Raw genomic sequence first — 16,120 nt, forward strand, 5'->3', positions numbered from 1 at the left:
CGCCGAACAACGACGACAACGCGACCCGCTGCGCATGCCCGGTGTCCTGATACTCGTCGAGCAACACCACCCGGTACCGCCGACGCAGTTCCTCGCCGACCTGTGGAAAGTTCTCGGTTAGCCGTGCGGCCGAGGCCATCTGCATGCCGAAGTCCATCACCTTCTCGGCGCGCATCCGCTGATGCAGCGCGTCGATCAGCGGCACCAACTCTGTGCGTTCGGTCTGGGTGGCCAGCAGCCGCAGCAGCCATTGGCTGGGCCCTCGGTCGCGCTGATACGGGCCGGCGGGCAGCGTGTGCACCAGCCGTTCGAGCTCGACGTGGGTGTCGCGCAGTTGATCGGTATCGACGAGATGCTCGGCGAGCTGACCGGCCAGGCGCAACACCATCGACGTCACCGCCGCGGGCGTCTTCTCCGTGTCGAGTTCTGGATGTTCGCACACGACGCGAAAGGCCAACTGCCACCGTTCGGTTTCGCTCAGCAGCCGGGTCTCGGGCTCCACCGGAAGCAGCAGGCCGTGCTCGCGCAGCAGGTTGCCGGCGAACGCGTGATACGTGCTGACTGTGGGCGGTTCGTCGGTGAGGTCGCCGCTCTGCAGCAGCCCGGCACCGGCGAGCCGGGCAAGCCGGGTGCGGACACGGCGCAGAAGTTGTCCGGCGGCCTTGCGCGTGAAGGTGAGGCCGAGAACCTCGCCGGGTCGGGCGAACCCGTTCGCGACCAGCCACACCACCCGCGCGGCCATCGTCTCGGTCTTGCCCGCACCGGCGCCGGCGATCACCACGAGAGGACCCGGAGGGGCGGCGATCACGGCGGCCTGCTCGTCGGTCGGCGCGAAAAGGCCCACCGCGGCGGCGAGTTCGTGTGGACTGTAGCGCGGCGTCATGGCTGTCCTCCTCCGGCGGCCTGGGCGGGACACATCGCCCGCACGGGGCAGTGGGCGCAGCCGTCGTTGATCCGCGCGACGAACTCCGGGCCCTGGGTGGCCGCCGCCGCCCGGCGCACAGTGTCGCGCCACGCGGCGTGCTTCTCCGGTGTCAGCGCGTCCTGTTCCCGCTCGGTCGGACCCGACGCGCCGTTCTTGCCCAGGTACACCAGACGGCCGCCGCCCGGCGAATCTCCCTGTTCGAAAAGGCCTTCGGCGATGGCGAGTTGGTACATCGCCAGCTGGGCGTGGTTCTGCGCGTCGTCCTTGGTCACCGGGCTCTTGCCGGTCTTGAGGTCGACGACGACGAGGCGCCCCTCGCCGTCGCGCTCGAGGCGGTCGACCCGCCCACGCACCCGCACAGCGGGCTCACCGTCCGCGCCGTCGACCACGACACCGTCGACGCCGATCTCGGTTCCGACCTCGGTGAGCCGGCCCCTGGTCTGCGCGCGCCACTGCGCGAAGGTCGCCAACATCGCGCGGTGCCGGGTGAGTTCGTTGCCGGCATACCAGTCGGAGTCGAACGGCAGCTTGGGCCAGACCTTTTCGAGCTCGTTGACCATCTGGCTCTCGGTGCGCCCCGGGTCGGAAACGAGGGCGTGCACCAGGGAGCCGACGGCCGACCGCACGTCGCGGCCGTCGGCGCCGCCGTGACGCTCCAGCAGCCAGCGCAACGGGCAGTCGGTGAGCATCTGCAGCGTCGACGGCGACAGCGTCACGGTGTGGTCGTCGCCGCTCCACAGCGGATCCTCGCTGGACAGCGGCGTCATCGACTGCCACTGCCCGGGGTCGGCACCAGGCACCCCGGCTGCGGCCAGCCGCGCCAAAAGCGTTGCCGCGCAGGCACGCGACGTGTCGTCGACGGCGCCGTCAGCGGCGCACACCACTGCGCGTAACCGTCCCACCAACGCCGCGGGCGCCAACACGCGCGGCGCGATGACAGGCGTGGTGATGTCGGAGTCGTCATGTGCGACCAGAGCGCTCAACTCATAGCAGAACGCCGACGGGAGCAACGACTCGTCACCACTGTCGCTGTCGACCGCCGTCACCAGCAGCCTGCTGCGGGCACGGCCCATCGCCGCGATCAACAGACGGCGTTCCTCTGCCAGCAACGGCGCCCGGGTCGACACGCCGTCGGCGCCATCGGTGACACCGTCCAGCAGATCGACCAGGTGCTGGGTGGCCAACACGCCGCCCCGCGGAACGGTGTTGGGCCACAAGCCTTCCTGAACTCCGGCGATGACGACGAACTCCCACTCCCGTCCCATCGCGGCGTGGGCGCTGAGCACGGCCACCGCCTCGGCCTGCCCACCCTCGTCTCGGGCGGGCAACCCGAGGCCCGCGACGTGGTCGATCAACCCGCGCAGGGTGGCGCCCGCGGTCCGGTTCACGTACTGCTCGACGACGTCGAACAGCGCGGTGACGGCGTCGAGGTCGCGGTCGGCCTGCGCCCCGGATACGCCGCCGCGCTCGCTCGCCGCCAGCCAGCGGCGCTGCAAACCGGTGCGGTGCCACGCCTGCCACAACGTGTAGCGCGGGTCGGCTCCGGCCTCGGCGCTGCGGCGCGCGGCGGCCAGCACCTCGCGCACGCGGTCCAACGGCCGGCCGAGATTCTCGGGTAGCCCGTCCACGCCGTGCTCCAACGCCTCGACCAGCAGTTCGCCGAATTCGCGTGGGGGTTGGGAGCCGTCGATGCGTCGCAGCGCTCGTCGTAACTGGCGCAACGACACTGGATCCACGCGTCCGATCGGGCCGGTGAGCAGGGCCGCCGCCTGTTCGGCGTCGAGCCCGTGTGCCGTCGCGGCCAGCACCGTGAGCAGAGCCTGCACGGCGGGCTGGTCCCCGAGCGGCATCGCCGGCGTCGGCGTGTCCACCGGAACGCCCGCCGCGGCCAGTGTGCGGGCCAGCGCCGCGCCGAGCCGGGGCACCGATCGCACGATGACCGCCATCTGGGACCACGGGACGCCGTCGACCAGGTGTGCCCGTCGGAGCGCGTCGGTGATCATCGCCGACTCCGCGTGCGGTGAGGCCGCGATGCGGACGGCCACTGTGCCGGACGGGCCCGGCGCTCCCGTCAGCACGCGGCCGTGTTCGGCGCCGGGCAGCCGTCGCGCGACCTCGGTGATGGCCTCGGCGACCGCCGGTGCGCAGCGGCGCGACTCGGTGAGCACGATCGCCGGCTCCTCGCCGCGCAACAGCGCCGGGTCGGCGCCGCGGTAGCCGAACACCGCCTGGTTGGGATCGCCCGCGAGCACGGTGATTTCGGCGCCCGCAGACAGCACCCGGACCAGTCGCGCGGCCTGCGGATCGAGCTGCTGCGCGTCGTCGACGAGGAGGACTTTGACCCGGGCCCGTTCGGCGGCCAGCAGTTCACTGTCGGTGGCCAGCGCCTCGAGTGCCGCACCCACCAATTCGGCCGCGCCCAGTGCGGGGATGGTGGCCTGCGGTGCCGCCATGCCCACGGCCGAACGCAACAGCATGATCTGTTCGTAGGCTCGGGCGAACTGACCGGCCGCCAGCCACTCCTGCCTGCCCGAGCGCCGCCCGATGCGTTGCAGGTCTACGGGATCGATGCCCCGTTCAGCGCAGCGGGCCAACAAGTCTCGCAGCTCGTTGGCGAAGCCGACCGTGCTCAACGCCGGCCGCAGGTGGTGCGGCCACGCGGTGGCCGCGCGGTCACCGTCCTCGAGATCGCCAGCGAGCAGTTCGCGGATGATGCCGTCCTGTTCGGCGCTGGTGATCAACCGCGGTGGCGGATCGCCGTTGCGCTGGGCGGCCAGGCGCAGCACGGCGAACGCATACGAGTGCACGGTGCGCACCAACGGTTCGCGCACCACCGCGCGGGTGCCCGCCTGCAACAGCGTGGAGGTGATGCGGGCGCGCGCCTGTGCGCCGAGCCGGGACGAACCGGTCAGCAGCAGAACCGATTCCGGATCCATGCCCGCGGCGATGTGCGCGACCGCCACCGACACCAGCAGCGAGCTCTTACCGGTGCCGGCTCCTCCGATCACCCGGAAGACGCCGCGTGTGCCGGGATCGGTGAGCGCGCTCGGCGTGAGGTCGGTGTGCGGTGCGGACATGAGGGCATGAGACCACGGGGGTCCGACAAGTTGCCCTGAGCGGGACTGGCAGCATCAACAGCCGTGACCGAACTTCTGCACGTGCACCGCTACGGGCCCGCCGGGCCCGCACAGGTATTGGCGATCCACGGCCTCACCGGCCACGGTCAGCGGTGGCAGACGCTGGCCATCCGCCACCTGCCCGAGTACGCGGTCGTCGCACCGGACCTGATCGGGCACGGGCACTCGTCATGGGCAGCACCGTGGTCGATCGACGCGAACGCCGCGGCGCTGGCCGCGCTGCTCGAGGACCCCGTCGTGGTGGTCGGGCATTCCTTCGGCGGAGCGGTGGCGCTGAATCTGGCTGCCGCCCGGCCGGACCTGGTCTCGCGGATCGTCCTGCTGGACCCGGCCGTGGGCCTCGACGGCGACTGGATGCGTCAGATCGCCGACGACATGTTCGCCTCCCCCGACTACACCGACCGCGCCGAGGCGCGCGCCGAGAAAGCGAACGGGTCGTGGGGTGAGGTCGAGCCCGCCGAACTCGACCGCGAACTCGACGAGCATCTGGTCACGCTGCCGTCCGGACGGGTCGGCTGGCGGATCAGCATTCCGGCGATGATGTCGTACTGGAGCGAGCTCGCCCGCCCGGTCACGTTGCCGCGCAGCGGTACTCCCACGACACTCGTGCGCGCCGGCCGCACCAAACCGCGGTACGCGAACGACGAACTCATCACCACGCTCACGCAGCATCTCGGTGCGGACTTCACGCTGCAGGAGTGGGACTGCGATCACATGGTGGCGCAGGCCAAATCCGCCGAGACGGCGGCGTTGATCCGCGAGCAGCTCGAGTCGTAACGATGGCGCGGGTCACCGACGAGCAGGTGGAGTCCGTGCGTGCGCTGGTTGCCGCGATCCCGCCGGGCCGCGTGTCGACCTACGGCGACATCGCCGATGCCGCAGGGCTTTCCAGCCCTCGCATCGTCGGCTGGATCATGCGCACCGACTCGTCGGACCTGCCGTGGCACCGGGTGATCACCGCATCGGGTAAACCGGCTCCGCACCTGGCGACGCGGCAACTCGAACGCCTTCGCGCCGAAGGCGTGCTCGCCCATGACGGACGGATCCGGCTTGCCGAGGTGCGGCACGAATTCTGAGCCGAAAGCCGCTTTTCAGAGCACGAGGCGGACCAGCGCCGCGGTGCGCGCCAGACCGGGGAAGGCGGCCGCCGTCGACCGCGGATGAAGCGCGTGCACGGCGATGCGGAACATCAACGCGCGCAACAACATCTGCGGCCACTCGGGAAGCGGACTCCAGCGTTCGATCAGCCCGTCGTCGGCCTCGCCCCAAGACAGCGCATCGACCACCGCGACGCCTGCCGCCCAGGACGCCGGACGCCAGTACGGGATGATGTCGGTGATCCCGGGTGCGGCGGTGCCGGCGAAAAGCACAGTGCCGTAGAGGTCTCCGTGGACCAGCTGGCTCGGGCTCTTCGTCGGCTTACGTAGGGTGGCAAGCTGATTGAGCAGTTCGACCGACCGCTGCCCGTCGGCGGAACCCGGCGATACCTTGGCGCCCGGCGGCAACGAGTGCAGCGGCCGTTCCTCCCACGCGGCGCGGTCGGCGGCGATGAACACATCGACGTCGCCCCACGGCGCCACCGGTGGCTGCGTCAAGAACCTCGGACGTTCGAGCTTGGCCGTCGCCTCGTGTAGGCGCACCGCGGCCGAGACCACCTCGTCGTGGCGGGGTTCGGGAGTTCCGGCGACGAAGGTGTCCGCGCGCCACCCCGCAACGACATACCGTCCGTCGGTGGACCGCACGGGACGCGCCAGGCGCACCCCGTCGACGAACAACGTCTCGCGGACCTTGGCCGACCATGCGGCGCGGGCGTGGTCGGCGACCATCGACACCACCACCTCGCCGCAGCGCCACCCGCCCTCCCAACCCGGCCCGAGCGCAACGGGCGCGACACCGGTCAGGCCGAACGCGGCCAGCACATGATCCGGTGGCCGTTCGACAGTCACCACCTCAGCGTAAGCGGAGTTTCGGCAAACCAGCCGTTAGTACATGACCATGTCGGGTTCGAGTTGATGACCCCATGCGACGATGCCGCCCTGTACGTGCATCGCGTCGGAGAACCCGGCGTTCTTGGCGATGGCCAATACCTCGGCCGAACGCACACCGGTCTTGCAGTAGAACACCGGCGTCCGGTCGGTGGGCAACTTGGCCAGCGCCTCGCCCGATTCGAAGGCGCCCTTGGGGATCAGCTCGGCGCCCTCGATGCGGTTGATGTCCCATTCGACCTGTTCGCGCACGTCGATCAGCGCCAGCGGCTTGCCGGAGTCGAGCAGTTCCTTGAGCTCGCGCGGGGTGATCGTCGAGTCGGCCGCGGCCTCGGCGGCGGCGTCGGACACCACGCCGCAGAACTCCTCGTAGTCGATCAGCTCGGTGATCTTCGGCGTCGACGGGTCCTTGCGGATCTTGATCGTGCGGTAGGTCATGTCGAGCGCGTCGTAGACCATCAGGCGGCCCAGCAGCGTCTCGCCGATGCCGGTGATCAGCTTGATGGCCTCGGTGCCCATCACCGACGCGACCGAAGCGCACAGGATGCCCAGCACCCCACCCTCGGCGCACGACGGCACCATCCCCGGCGGCGGCGGCTCCGGGTACAGGTCGCGGTAGTTCAATCCGAGCCCGTTCGGGGCGTCCTCCCAGAAGACCGAGATCTGGCCCTCGAACCGGAAGATGGACCCCCAGACGTAGGGCTTGTGCGCCAGCACGGCGGCGTCGTTGACGAGGTAGCGCGTCGCGAAGTTGTCGGTCCCGTCGAGGATCAGGTCGTACTGCTCGAAGAGCTCGACGGCGTTGTCGGGTTCCAGCCGGAACTGATGCAGGTTGACCGTCACCAGCGGGTTGATGTCGAGGATCGAGTCGCGGGCGCTCTCGGCTTTCGACCGGCCGATGTCGGACTGGCCGTGAATGATCTGGCGCTGCAGGTTCGACTCGTCGACCACGTCGAACTCGACGATCCCGATCGTGCCGACGCCGGCCGCAGCGAGGTAGAGCAGGGTCGGCGAGCCCAGCCCGCCGGCGCCGATGACCAACACCTTGGCGTTCTTCAGCCGCTTCTGCCCGTCCAGGCCGAGGTCGGGGATGATGAGGTGACGGCTGTAGCGCGCCACTTCCTCGCGGGTGAGTTCGGCCGCCGGTTCTACCAGCGGCGGCAACGGTGTCGACACCGTGTTTCTCCTTGATCCACCTGATTCAACGTCTATGACCATCACAGCAGTTACGACATTCAACAGCAACGAGCGGTGATCGCTTCCCTCAGGCATACCCGCACGCTCGCGGCCGGTGAACGCGCGCACAATGTCGAGAATCCGCGGCGTGTTGTGTGCAAACACGCACGCTCGCGCGCCAACGGAACGTCAGGCGATCGGGTACGGCCAGGGGTTGGGCTTGCAGCTGTGGTTGTCGGGCTGAACCGACTGCGGATCGAAGCGAGCGGCGTCGTTGTTGTTGGTCGAGAACGTCTGCTGCATCATGACCGGCGCCAGTTGGTCGTTGCCCCCGCACGGTTCGTGCCGCTGATAGCCGATCGCATGGCCGACCTCATGGTTGATCACGTACTGCCGATATGAGCCGATGTCACCCTGAAACGGCACCGCGCCGCGCACCCAGCGCGCCTCGTTGATGAACACGCGCGGCTGCCCGTCGCGATAAGCCGGGTTGTAGCAGGACGCCTCGAGTTGGATGTCGTAGCCGCAGCCCTCGCGCACGGTCATCGGCGTGCTCAACGACACCCGGAAGTCGGGTTCGATGCCGGACGAGGCGTCGATGCGGGTGAACGCGAACTGCGGGTTGTGCGTCCAGCTCTTGGGATTGGCCAGCGTCTCGGTGACCATACGGGCGAAGGCCTCGTCGCCACCGAACGGCGCGGTGTCGATGCCGTCTTCGACCTCGACGGTGTAGGTGAACGTCTTCGCTGTGCCCTGGCCGATCTGCGGTGTGGTGCCCGGAACGATGTGCCACGTCTTCGCGCCGGCCTCGGTGAACGGACCACCCTGCGGCAGGATGCCGGTCGGCAGGTTGGCGTCGAACTGCGTCAGCCCCTTGGGCGGGGCGCCGATGATCGCCGTGCTCGCCACCCCGATGGTCGGTGGTCCCTGCACGGGCCCCTCGGCCTGTTTGGGCGCGGGGGCGCTGGTGCCGGTGATCGTCTGGTAGATGACGACGGCGGTCAACACGATCAGCACCGGCAGTGCGTAGGCCCGCCAGCCGTAGGTGGAGACGAAGCGACCGAGCCACGTCTGTTTGCGGAAACCGCGGTGCTCGTCGCGATTGGACCTCACCCGTCCCGAGCTCTCTGCTAGCGGATCGCGCTGGGCGCGCAGCGGCTCGCGCCATTCGCTGCGCAGCGCGGGCACGCGAACACCCCCGCCGTGTTCGGGACCCATCTGTCCTCCTCGAGTACGGGAGTCGTAGGTCACCGCAACAGGATGACACAGGCCAGCGCCCTCATACTTTCGGCGCGCCATCGACCCCTCAGTGCACTGTGAGCCGCGCCTCACCTGCACGCTTTACCAACGGTAGTAAGGTCATTGCGAAAACCAGACTTGATGATGCACCGACGAAGGATGTGATGAGCGATCTCGCCAACACCGCCGCGAAACGAGGCGCGCAGCCGAGCGGCGGAGTGTTGAACCGGCGCGGCGGCAGGCTGCCGCGCGATGAGCGCCGGGGGCAGCTACTGGTCGCTGCCAGCGAGGTTTTCGTCGATCGCGGCTATCACGCGGCGGGCATGGACGAGATCGCCGAGCGCGCCGGGGTAAGCAAACCCGTTCTCTACCAACATTTCTCGTCAAAGTTGGAGCTGTACCTGGCCGTGTTGGCCAAGCACGTGGAGAACCTGGTCTCCGGTGTGCGCCAAGCGCTGCGCACCACCACCGACAACCGGCAGCGGTTGCGCGCGGCCGTCCAGGCGTTCTTCGACTTCATCGAGCACGACGGCCAGGGTTACCGGCTGATCTTCGAGAACGACTATGTCAACGAACCGCAGGTCGCCGCGCAGGTGAAGGTGGCCACCGAGGCCTGCACCGACGCGGTGTTCGACCTGATCAGCCGGGATTCCGGGCTAGAGGCGCACCGCGCCAGGATGATCGCGGTGGGACTGGTCGCAATCAGCGTGGACTCCGCCCGCTACTGGCTCAACAACGACCGGCCGATCTCCAAGGAGGCCGCGGTCGAGGGCACCGTCCAGTTCGCTTGGGGCGGACTGTCACACGTGCCGCTTACCCGGTCTTAGCTCCCAGGCCGACCCCGAAGCCGACACGACGGACGTCGGCCGCGCCGATCTCCACGTAGGCGATCTTGGACGTCTGCACCAGAAAGCGGCGCCCCTTCTCGTCGGTCAGGGCCAGCACACCCGAATCCCTGGCCAGCGCCTCGGTGAACAACTGCTCCACCTCGCTGGGTGTCTGCGCGCTGTTGAAGCTCAGCTCGCGCGGGCTGTCCGTGACACCGATCTTGACCTCCACGCCGGGGCCCCTTTCCGTCTTTTCGAAGAACTTGAGCTAAGGCTAGTGGACGGCCGGAGCGCACACCGCGCCGGTGAGTTCGCGGGCAGCGAAGCGTCGAGACCAAAGGCGACCGAACCGAGTCCGGACCGTAACCAACACACGGGCCAGTGAACATCATCTGTCACTTCCACCTCGATAGCATCAGGCGCGGTAATGCTAAAGACGACTGGAAAAGCCCACATGAACAGGTCTTATACCGCGCACTCACCGTACTCCCTGGCCCCGACCGAGCGGATTCCCAGCTATTCCGGCTACTCGGATTACCCCGAACCGCCCCTCGACGATTTCGACTACGAGTACCCCGGCCCGTCCGACCCCGAGGACTACGACGAGTACGAGCAGGCGTACGACGAGGAGAGCATCGACCGGCGCTGGATGTGGGTCGCCGGCATCGCCGGGGTGATCCTGTTCATCGCGATCGGCACCACCGGAATCATCCTGGGCGGCGGCGACAGCGGTTCGGTCTCGGCCACCGCGACGTCCGAGGCGCCCGCGCCGTCGAGCGCACCCGCCACCACCGCACCGCGCGCCTCGGGGGCTGCCCCCGTCGTCCCGTCGCTGCCGCCGGAGACCGTCACGACGATCACCCCGAGCGCCGAGACGACGCCGCCGCCGGCCGCCCCCGCACCCACTCCCACCGCGCAGGCGGCCGTTCCCCCGCCGGCGCCGGCCTCACCGCGGACCTTCACCTACCGGGTGACGGGCAACCGCCAGCTGCTCGACCTGGTCACCGTGATCTACACCGACGGGCAGGGAGCGCTGCGGACCGACGTCAACGTCGCACTGCCGTGGGTCAAACAGGTGGTCCTCGACCCGGGCGTCGAGCTCAAGTCGGTCACCGCGACCAGCGTCGCCGGCCAGCTGAATTGCAGCATCCTCGATGCCTCGGGCACGGCGATCGCCACGCAGAACAACAACTCGATGATCGCGACCTGCACCCAGTAACTCAGGCCAGGCCCAGTTCCTCCATCCGGGAGGCGTGTGTCCGCTGCAACCGGTCGAAGAACTCGGTCATCTGCGTGAGCCCTTCGCCGCCGGCCATCACCAGGTCGACGAGCTCGTCGTGGTCGGCCAGCACGAACTGTGCCTGGGTGATGGCCTCGCCGAGCAGCCGGCGCGACCACAGCGCGAGCCGGTGGCGCTGCCTGTCACTGGCCGTCACCGCCGAGCGCACCTCCGCGACGACGAACTGGGAGTGGCCGGTCTCGGAGAGCACCGCGCGCACCACATCGGCGACCTCGTCGGGCAGGGCGTGGGCGATCTCGAGGTAGAAGTCGGCCGCGAGAGCATCGCCCACGTAGGTCTTGACGAGCGCTTCGAGCCACGTGCTCGGCGTGGTCAACCGGTGGTAGTTCTCAAGGGCAGACGCGTATTTCGTCATCGCCGGCACGACGTCGACCCCGCGGCGCTCGAGCGCGTCGCGCAGCACCTCGTAGTGGTTCATCTCCGCGGCCGCCATGGTCGCCATGTTGATGCGTCCGCGGAGGTTGGGCGCCATACGGGCTTCGTCGGTGAGCCGGTAGAACGCCGCCACCTCGCCGTAGGCCAGCAGCGCGAACAGCTCGGTGACGCCGGGATGGTCGACCGACACACCCGACGTCGCCGAGTCGGTTTGCCCGGGTGCCGGAGGCGTCGTGTTCATGGGCCCAACAATAAACGCCGTCGGCGGGTCGCTCGTCGGGCCGAGGCCGCCAGGTATGATGGGTGCGGGCGTGGTAGTTGGCAAGACGTTTTGTAAGCCGCCTCGACCCAAGAAATGTGCGTGCACGCAGTCGGTCCGCCTACCTCAGTGCAGGGCCCTTGGTCTTCAACAGGCCATCTCTTGTCGAACTCGTGCGCGCGTGGAAGCCATGAGGATGACAATTGAAAGGCCTCGTTTTCGCGTATGACGCATCTCAATCCCACATTTGCTGAACTGGGAGTTCGCGACGAAATCGTCCGCGCTCTCGCCGAGGATGGCAAAGAACATCCCTTCGCTATTCAAGAGCTGACCATGCCGATGGCACTGGCCGGCGACGACCTGATCGGTCAGGCCCGCACCGGTATGGGCAAAACCCTCGCGTTCGGTGTGCCGCTGCTCCAGCGGATCACGACCGATCCCGACCGGCCCCTGACGGGCGTTCCGCGGGCGCTGGTGGTCGTTCCCACCCGCGAACTGTGTCTGCAGGTGTACGGCGACCTGGCGGCCGCAGCGAAGTACCTCACCGTCGGTGACCGCAGGCTCTCCGTGACGTCGATCTACGGTGGCCGGCCCTACGAGGGCCAGATCGAGGCGCTCGAGAAGGGCGTGGACGTGGTCGTCGGTACGCCGGGGCGACTGCTCGACCTGGCCCAGCAGGGTCACCTGAAGCTGGGCGGCCTGTCGATGCTGGTGCTCGACGAGGCCGACGAGATGCTCGACCTCGGCTTCCTTCCGGATATCGAGCGGATTCTGCGCCAGATCCCCGACAGCAGGCAGTCGATGCTGTTCTCGGCGACGATGCCGGACCCGATCATCACGTTGGCCAGGACCTTCATGAACCAGCCGACGCATATCCGGGCTGAGGCCCCGCATTCGGCGGCGACCCACGACACCACCGAGCAGTTCGCCTACCGCGCCCACGCGCTGGACAAGGTCGAGATGGTCAGCCGCATCCTGCAGGCCGAGGGTCGCGGCGCCACGATGATCTTCACCCGCACCAAGCGCACCGCCCAGAAGGTCTCCGACGAACTCGCCGAGCGCGGGTTCAAGGTCGGCGCCGTGCACGGTGACCTCGGTCAGGGCGCGCGTGAGAAGGCGCTCAAGGCGTTCCGCAGCGGCGAGATCGACGTGTTGGTCGCCACCGACGTCGCCGCCCGCGGCATCGACATCGACGATGTCACCCACGTCATCAACTACCAGATCCCCGAGGACGAGCAGGCCTACGTGCACCGCATCGGGCGCACCGGGCGCGCCGGTAAGACCGGTGTCGCGGTGACCCTCGTCGACTGGGACGAGATGGCGCGCTGGGCGATGATCGACAAGGCGCTGAACCTGGGCTGCCCCGATCCCGCCGAGACGTACTCCAGTTCGCCGCACCTCTACAGCGAGCTGAGCATCCCGGCCGACGCCACCGGCACGGTCGGCGAGCCGGTCAAGGTGCAGAGCAGCAGGCGCGCACCGGCGGAGAAGTCGGCCGACGCCCCGGCGCGCAAGCGCAACCGCAACCGTCGTCGCACCCGCGGCGGCAAGCCGGTCACCGGACATCCCGAGGCGTCCGCGACGTCGTCCGACCAGGACCCCGGCGGCAGCGGCGAGGGTTCCGGCGACACGGCTCCGGCGAAGCGCAGGCGCCGTCGTCGGCCCCGCAAGGCCGCGGCCAGCGCCGGCTAGCCCGGCGCCTCCCCGCGATGGTCAAACCCGAACGCCGCACGCGCACCGATGTGATGGTGGCGCTAGCGATCGGTGTCGTGGTCGTGGTCACGGCGGCGTTGGTGTGGTGGACCAGCGACGCACGGGCCACCCTGAGCAAGCCCGCCGACGCCCCTGTGCCGGCGCTGACGCCCGCCAAGGTGGTTCCGGAGTCGCTACGGCAGCTGTGGACGGCACCCAGCGGACGGACCACGATGCCGCTGGTGGTCGGCGGCGCGGTGGTGACCGGCGACGGCCGGACCGTCGAGGGACGCGACCCCGCGACCGGCGACACGCTGTGGACCTACGCCCGCGACCTCGACCTGTGCGGGGTCAGCTACGTCTACCAATACGCGGTCGCCGTCTACCCCGATACGCGCGGATGTGGTCAGGTCAGCACCATCGACGCCAAGACCGGCGAGCGGGGTTCGGCGCGCACGTCCTACGCCGACGCCTCGGTGACCCTGTCGTCCGACGGGACCACGGTGCTGTCGGCGGGTGAGAACCGGCTGGAGCTATGGCGCTCCGACATGGTCCGGATGATCAGCTACGGCGCGCTCGACGCCCGCATCAAGCCGGACGTCCCCACGCTGCCGCTGTGCCGGCTGGTGTCCGCGCAGGCGAGTTCGAGCGCGGTGTCGGTGCTCGAGGACTGTCCACGGCAGTCAGATCTGCGCCTGACGCTGTTGCGGCCGTCCGACGAGGAAGACACCCCGGACTTGAAGTACGTGCCGCAGGAGGGTGTCGCGCCCGATTCGGGGGCACGCGTGGTGGCCGTCGCCGACACGATGACCGCGGTCTACGTGCCCACACCCAAACCCGTGGTCAACATCGTCGACGAGACGGGCGAGACCTTCGCCAGCACGCCGGTGGAGCGCCCGCCGTCGCCGCAGGCCACCATGTCGCGGGCGGGCGACCTGATCACGTGGTGGACCGGTGACAGCGTCATGGTGTTCTCCGACAACAACTTTGAATACCGCTACACCGTCACACCCGCCGGGCCGAACAAGCCCGTGGGCCCGGCGACGATCATGGCGGGGCGCCTGCTCGTCCCCGTCACCGACGGCTACGACGTGTTCGATCCCGCGACCGGCCGCGGCGAACGCCACATTCCGGTGGCCCGGCCGCAGAGCGCGGCGCCGGTGGTGCCCGCGGTGGCCGGCTCGACGCTGTTGGAGCAGCGGGGGAACGAACTGGTGGCTTTGGGCGGCTAGACGTGATTTCGGTGCGCTAACGATCGCTCCGCGACCACTTGCGCACCCAAATCACCTAGATCTCCGGGGCGAACGTCGGCATCGGCTTGCCGTTCTTCCAGTGCTTCATCAATGCCGCGGCCAGCTCGCGGTAGGCACCCGCACCCTTGTTCTTGCGGCTGGCGAGCACCGACGCTCCCGAGGCGCTGGCTTCGGCGAAGCGGACGGTGCGCGGGATCGGCGGCGCCAGCACCGGCAGGTCGTAGCGGTCGGCGACGTCGAGCAGCACGTCGCGGCTGTGCGTGGTGCGCGAGTCGTAGAGCGTCGGCAGCGCGCCCAGCAGTTTGAGGTCGGCGTTGGTGATCGCCTGCACGTCGGCGATGGTGCGCAGGAACTGCCCGACACCGCGGTGCGCCAGCGTCTCGCACTGCAGCGGCACGATCACCTCGTCGGCGGCGGTCAGGCCGTTGAGCGTCAGGACACCGAGCGACGGCGGACAGTCGATGAGCGCCACGTCATACCGGTCGAGGACCTTCGCCAGCGCACGCTTGAGCGCGTATTCGCGCCCGGCGCGCATCAGCAGCATGGCCTCGGCGCCGGCCAGGTCGATGTTGGCCGGCAGCAGCGTCATTCCCTCGGGCGTGTCCACCAGGGCGGCGTCGGGTTCGACCTCGCCGAGCAGCACCTCGTGGATCGACACCGGCAGCTTGTCGGGGTCGTGACCCAGTGAGAACGTCAGCGATCCCTGCGGATCGAGGTCCACCACCAGGACCCGCTTGCCCGTCTCCTGAATCGCCGCACCCAACGACGCCACCGTCGTCGTCTTGGCTACCCCACCCTTTTGATTGGCGACCGCAAGTACTCGCGTCACGGTGCCCATCGTTGCACGGGTCGGGACAGCGCGACGCGACGTGCGGCAGAATGAGTCGGCGTGGCCCTCCTGGAGCACCGCCTGATCCTTCTTCGTCATGGCGAGACGGAGTGGTCGAAGAGCGGTCGGCACACCGGCCGCACCGACCTCGAGCTGACCGCGACCGGCGAGGAGCGCGCCAAACTGGCCGCCGAGGCGCTGGCCGAACTCGAACTGGACAACCCGCTGGTGGTCTCCAGCCCGATGCGGCGCGCGGTGCGGACCGCGGAACTGGCGGGGCTGGCCATCGACGAGGTGTCGCCGCTTCTGCAGGAATGGGACTATGGCCGCTACGAGGGGCTGACGACACCGCAGATCCGCGAGACCGTCCCCGACTGGCTGATCTGGACCCACGGCGCCGAGGGCGGCGAAAGCATCGAGGCGGTCAGCCAGCGCGCCGACAGCGCTCTCGAGGTGGCGCTGACCCACATGGAGACGCGCGACGTGGTGTTCGTCGGGCACGCGCACTTCTCCCGCTCGATGATCGCGCGGTGGGTGGAGATGCCGGTGCCGAGCGGCATCCGGTTCGCAATGGCACCCGCCTCCCTGGCGGTGCTCGGTTTCGAGCACGCGATGCGCCAGATCATCGCGCAGGGACTCACCGGCCACCAGGATCCGTGTAAACCACGGTGACTCGCGAACCCACCTTCGTCCTGGCCTCCCGCGGCGCCGTCGTCGCGGAGGGGGTGCACACCGCGTTCCCGAAGCTCGCCGACGCGCGCGCCGCGCTGGCATCGCACAGCGCCCCGATCATCTTGGGCGCGTTGCCTTTTGACATGACCAAACCCGCGGCGCTGATCCGGCCGCAGAGCGTTCAGTTCCTCGATGCGTTGCCGGAGTGGCCGCTGCGCCAGATGCCCGGCGTGCACATCGCCGAGTCGCTGCCGGAACCCGATGAGCACCGTGCGCGCGTCGCGACGGCCGTGACCCGGCTCAACACCCCGTCGAGCGGGTTGCACAAGGTCGTGCTCGCCCGCGCCCTGCGACTGGCGGCCGACGGGCCGTTGGACGCGCGCACCGTCCTGCACCGGCTTCTGACCGCCGACCCGGCGGCCAACGGCTATCTCGTCGATCTGACCGCGGC

The 16,120-nt window shown here is 69.1% G+C and carries 16 protein-coding genes; 8 read left to right on the top strand and 8 right to left on the bottom strand.

The window, feature by feature from the left end; all coding sequences use genetic code 11:
- On the bottom strand, nucleotides 1-883 hold an 883-nt coding region (locus tag A5698_RS22140; RefSeq protein ID WP_156670854.1), incomplete at its 3' end, for a UvrD-helicase domain-containing protein.
- A complete protein-coding gene (locus A5698_RS22145) occupies nucleotides 880-4,002 on the bottom strand; it encodes an ATP-dependent helicase (RefSeq protein WP_068301203.1) in 3,123 nt (1,040 codons plus the stop codon). The genes A5698_RS22140 and A5698_RS22145, both read right to left, overlap by 4 nt.
- 63 nt (nucleotides 4,003-4,065) lie before the next feature.
- Between A5698_RS22145 and A5698_RS22150 the strand changes: the two genes are divergently transcribed.
- Nucleotides 4,066-4,839, top strand: coding sequence for an alpha/beta hydrolase (locus tag A5698_RS22150; RefSeq protein ID WP_068301208.1), 774 nt, complete (start codon nucleotides 4,066-4,068; stop codon nucleotides 4,837-4,839).
- A 2-nt stretch (nucleotides 4,840-4,841) separates the two neighbouring features.
- Nucleotides 4,842-5,138, top strand: coding sequence for an MGMT family protein (locus A5698_RS22155; RefSeq protein WP_068301211.1), 297 nt, complete (start codon nucleotides 4,842-4,844; stop codon nucleotides 5,136-5,138).
- A gap of 15 nt (nucleotides 5,139-5,153) precedes the next feature.
- On the opposite strand, the gene A5698_RS22160 is transcribed toward A5698_RS22155, so the two are convergent.
- From A5698_RS22160 to A5698_RS22170, 3 genes are all read right to left on the bottom strand, one after another.
- A complete protein-coding gene (locus A5698_RS22160) occupies nucleotides 5,154-6,008 on the bottom strand; it encodes a TIGR02569 family protein (RefSeq protein WP_068301235.1) in 855 nt (284 codons plus the stop codon).
- Between the two features lie 36 nt (nucleotides 6,009-6,044).
- Nucleotides 6,045-7,223, bottom strand: coding sequence for an adenylyltransferase/sulfurtransferase MoeZ (moeZ, locus tag A5698_RS22165; RefSeq protein WP_068301214.1), 1,179 nt, complete (start codon nucleotides 7,221-7,223; stop codon nucleotides 6,045-6,047).
- Between the two features lie 189 nt (nucleotides 7,224-7,412).
- Nucleotides 7,413-8,441, bottom strand: coding sequence for a DUF3152 domain-containing protein (locus A5698_RS22170; protein WP_068301217.1), 1,029 nt, complete (start codon nucleotides 8,439-8,441; stop codon nucleotides 7,413-7,415).
- Nucleotides 8,442-8,626: 185 nt separating this feature from the next.
- Between A5698_RS22170 and fasR the strand changes: the two genes are divergently transcribed.
- Entirely contained in the window at nucleotides 8,627-9,289 is a 663-nt protein-coding gene (gene fasR, locus A5698_RS22175; RefSeq protein ID WP_068301219.1) for an HTH-type transcriptional activator FasR, read from the top strand.
- On the opposite strand, the gene A5698_RS22180 is transcribed toward fasR, so the two are convergent.
- Nucleotides 9,276-9,521 (bottom strand): DUF3107 domain-containing protein, encoded by a 246-nt coding sequence (locus tag A5698_RS22180; RefSeq protein WP_068299518.1) that lies wholly within the window; start codon nucleotides 9,519-9,521, stop codon nucleotides 9,276-9,278. The genes fasR and A5698_RS22180 overlap by 14 nt on opposite strands.
- Nucleotides 9,522-9,743: 222 nt before the next feature.
- On the opposite strand from A5698_RS22180, the gene A5698_RS22185 reads away from it, so the two are divergent.
- The gene (locus tag A5698_RS22185; RefSeq protein ID WP_068301222.1) at nucleotides 9,744-10,508 is read left to right on the top strand and encodes a hypothetical protein; all 765 of its coding nucleotides are present in this window, start codon (nucleotides 9,744-9,746) and stop codon (nucleotides 10,506-10,508) included.
- Nucleotide 10,509: 1 nt separating this feature from the next.
- Here the strand turns inward: A5698_RS22185 and A5698_RS22190 are convergent, their stop codons facing one another.
- A complete protein-coding gene (locus A5698_RS22190) occupies nucleotides 10,510-11,205 on the bottom strand; it encodes a ferritin-like fold-containing protein (RefSeq protein WP_068301224.1) in 696 nt (231 codons plus the stop codon).
- 243 nt (nucleotides 11,206-11,448) lie between these two features.
- Between A5698_RS22190 and A5698_RS22195 the strand changes: the two genes are divergently transcribed.
- Nucleotides 11,449-12,915: a DEAD/DEAH box helicase gene (locus A5698_RS22195; protein WP_068301227.1), complete on the top strand. Its 1,467-nt coding sequence runs from the start codon at nucleotides 11,449-11,451 to the stop codon at nucleotides 12,913-12,915.
- Between the two features lie 17 nt (nucleotides 12,916-12,932).
- A complete protein-coding gene (locus tag A5698_RS22200; protein WP_068301230.1) occupies nucleotides 12,933-14,147 on the top strand; it encodes an Rv3212 family protein in 1,215 nt (404 codons plus the stop codon).
- 55 nt (nucleotides 14,148-14,202) lie between these two features.
- Here A5698_RS22200 and A5698_RS22205 read toward each other — a convergent pair whose 3' ends face one another.
- A complete protein-coding gene (locus A5698_RS22205) occupies nucleotides 14,203-15,006 on the bottom strand; it encodes a ParA family protein (RefSeq protein ID WP_067295499.1) in 804 nt (267 codons plus the stop codon).
- Between the two features lie 51 nt (nucleotides 15,007-15,057).
- Between A5698_RS22205 and A5698_RS22210 the strand changes: the two genes are divergently transcribed.
- Nucleotides 15,058-15,669, top strand: coding sequence for an acid phosphatase (locus A5698_RS22210; protein ID WP_068301233.1), 612 nt, complete (start codon nucleotides 15,058-15,060; stop codon nucleotides 15,667-15,669).
- The coding region (locus A5698_RS22215) for an isochorismate synthase (protein ID WP_502688977.1) at nucleotides 15,666-16,120 on the top strand (455 nt) is incomplete at its 3' end. The genes A5698_RS22210 and A5698_RS22215, both read left to right, overlap by 4 nt.

The sequence above is a fragment of the Mycobacterium sp. E136 genome (assembly GCF_001666865.1).
Lineage (GTDB): Bacteria > Actinomycetota > Actinomycetes > Mycobacteriales > Mycobacteriaceae > Mycobacterium.

Excerpts from the sequence above, each read along its gene's own strand:
- A5698_RS22145 (WP_068301203.1), bottom strand. The coding sequence starts at position 4,002 with ATGTCCGCACCGCACACCGACCTCACGCCGAGCGCGCTCACCGATCCC.
- A5698_RS22155 (WP_068301211.1), top strand. The coding sequence starts at position 4,842 with ATGGCGCGGGTCACCGACGAGCAGGTGGAGTCCGTGCGTGCGCTGGTT.
- A5698_RS22170 (WP_068301217.1), bottom strand. The coding sequence starts at position 8,441 with ATGGGTCCCGAACACGGCGGGGGTGTTCGCGTGCCCGCGCTGCGCAGC.
- fasR (WP_068301219.1), top strand. The coding sequence starts at position 8,627 with ATGAGCGATCTCGCCAACACCGCCGCGAAACGAGGCGCGCAGCCGAGC.
- A5698_RS22185 (WP_068301222.1), top strand. The coding sequence starts at position 9,744 with ATGAACAGGTCTTATACCGCGCACTCACCGTACTCCCTGGCCCCGACC.
- A5698_RS22190 (WP_068301224.1), bottom strand. The coding sequence starts at position 11,205 with ATGAACACGACGCCTCCGGCACCCGGGCAAACCGACTCGGCGACGTCG.
- A5698_RS22195 (WP_068301227.1), top strand. The coding sequence starts at position 11,449 with ATGACGCATCTCAATCCCACATTTGCTGAACTGGGAGTTCGCGACGAA.
- A5698_RS22200 (WP_068301230.1), top strand. The coding sequence starts at position 12,933 with ATGGTCAAACCCGAACGCCGCACGCGCACCGATGTGATGGTGGCGCTA.
- A5698_RS22205 (WP_067295499.1), bottom strand. The coding sequence starts at position 15,006 with ATGGGCACCGTGACGCGAGTACTTGCGGTCGCCAATCAAAAGGGTGGG.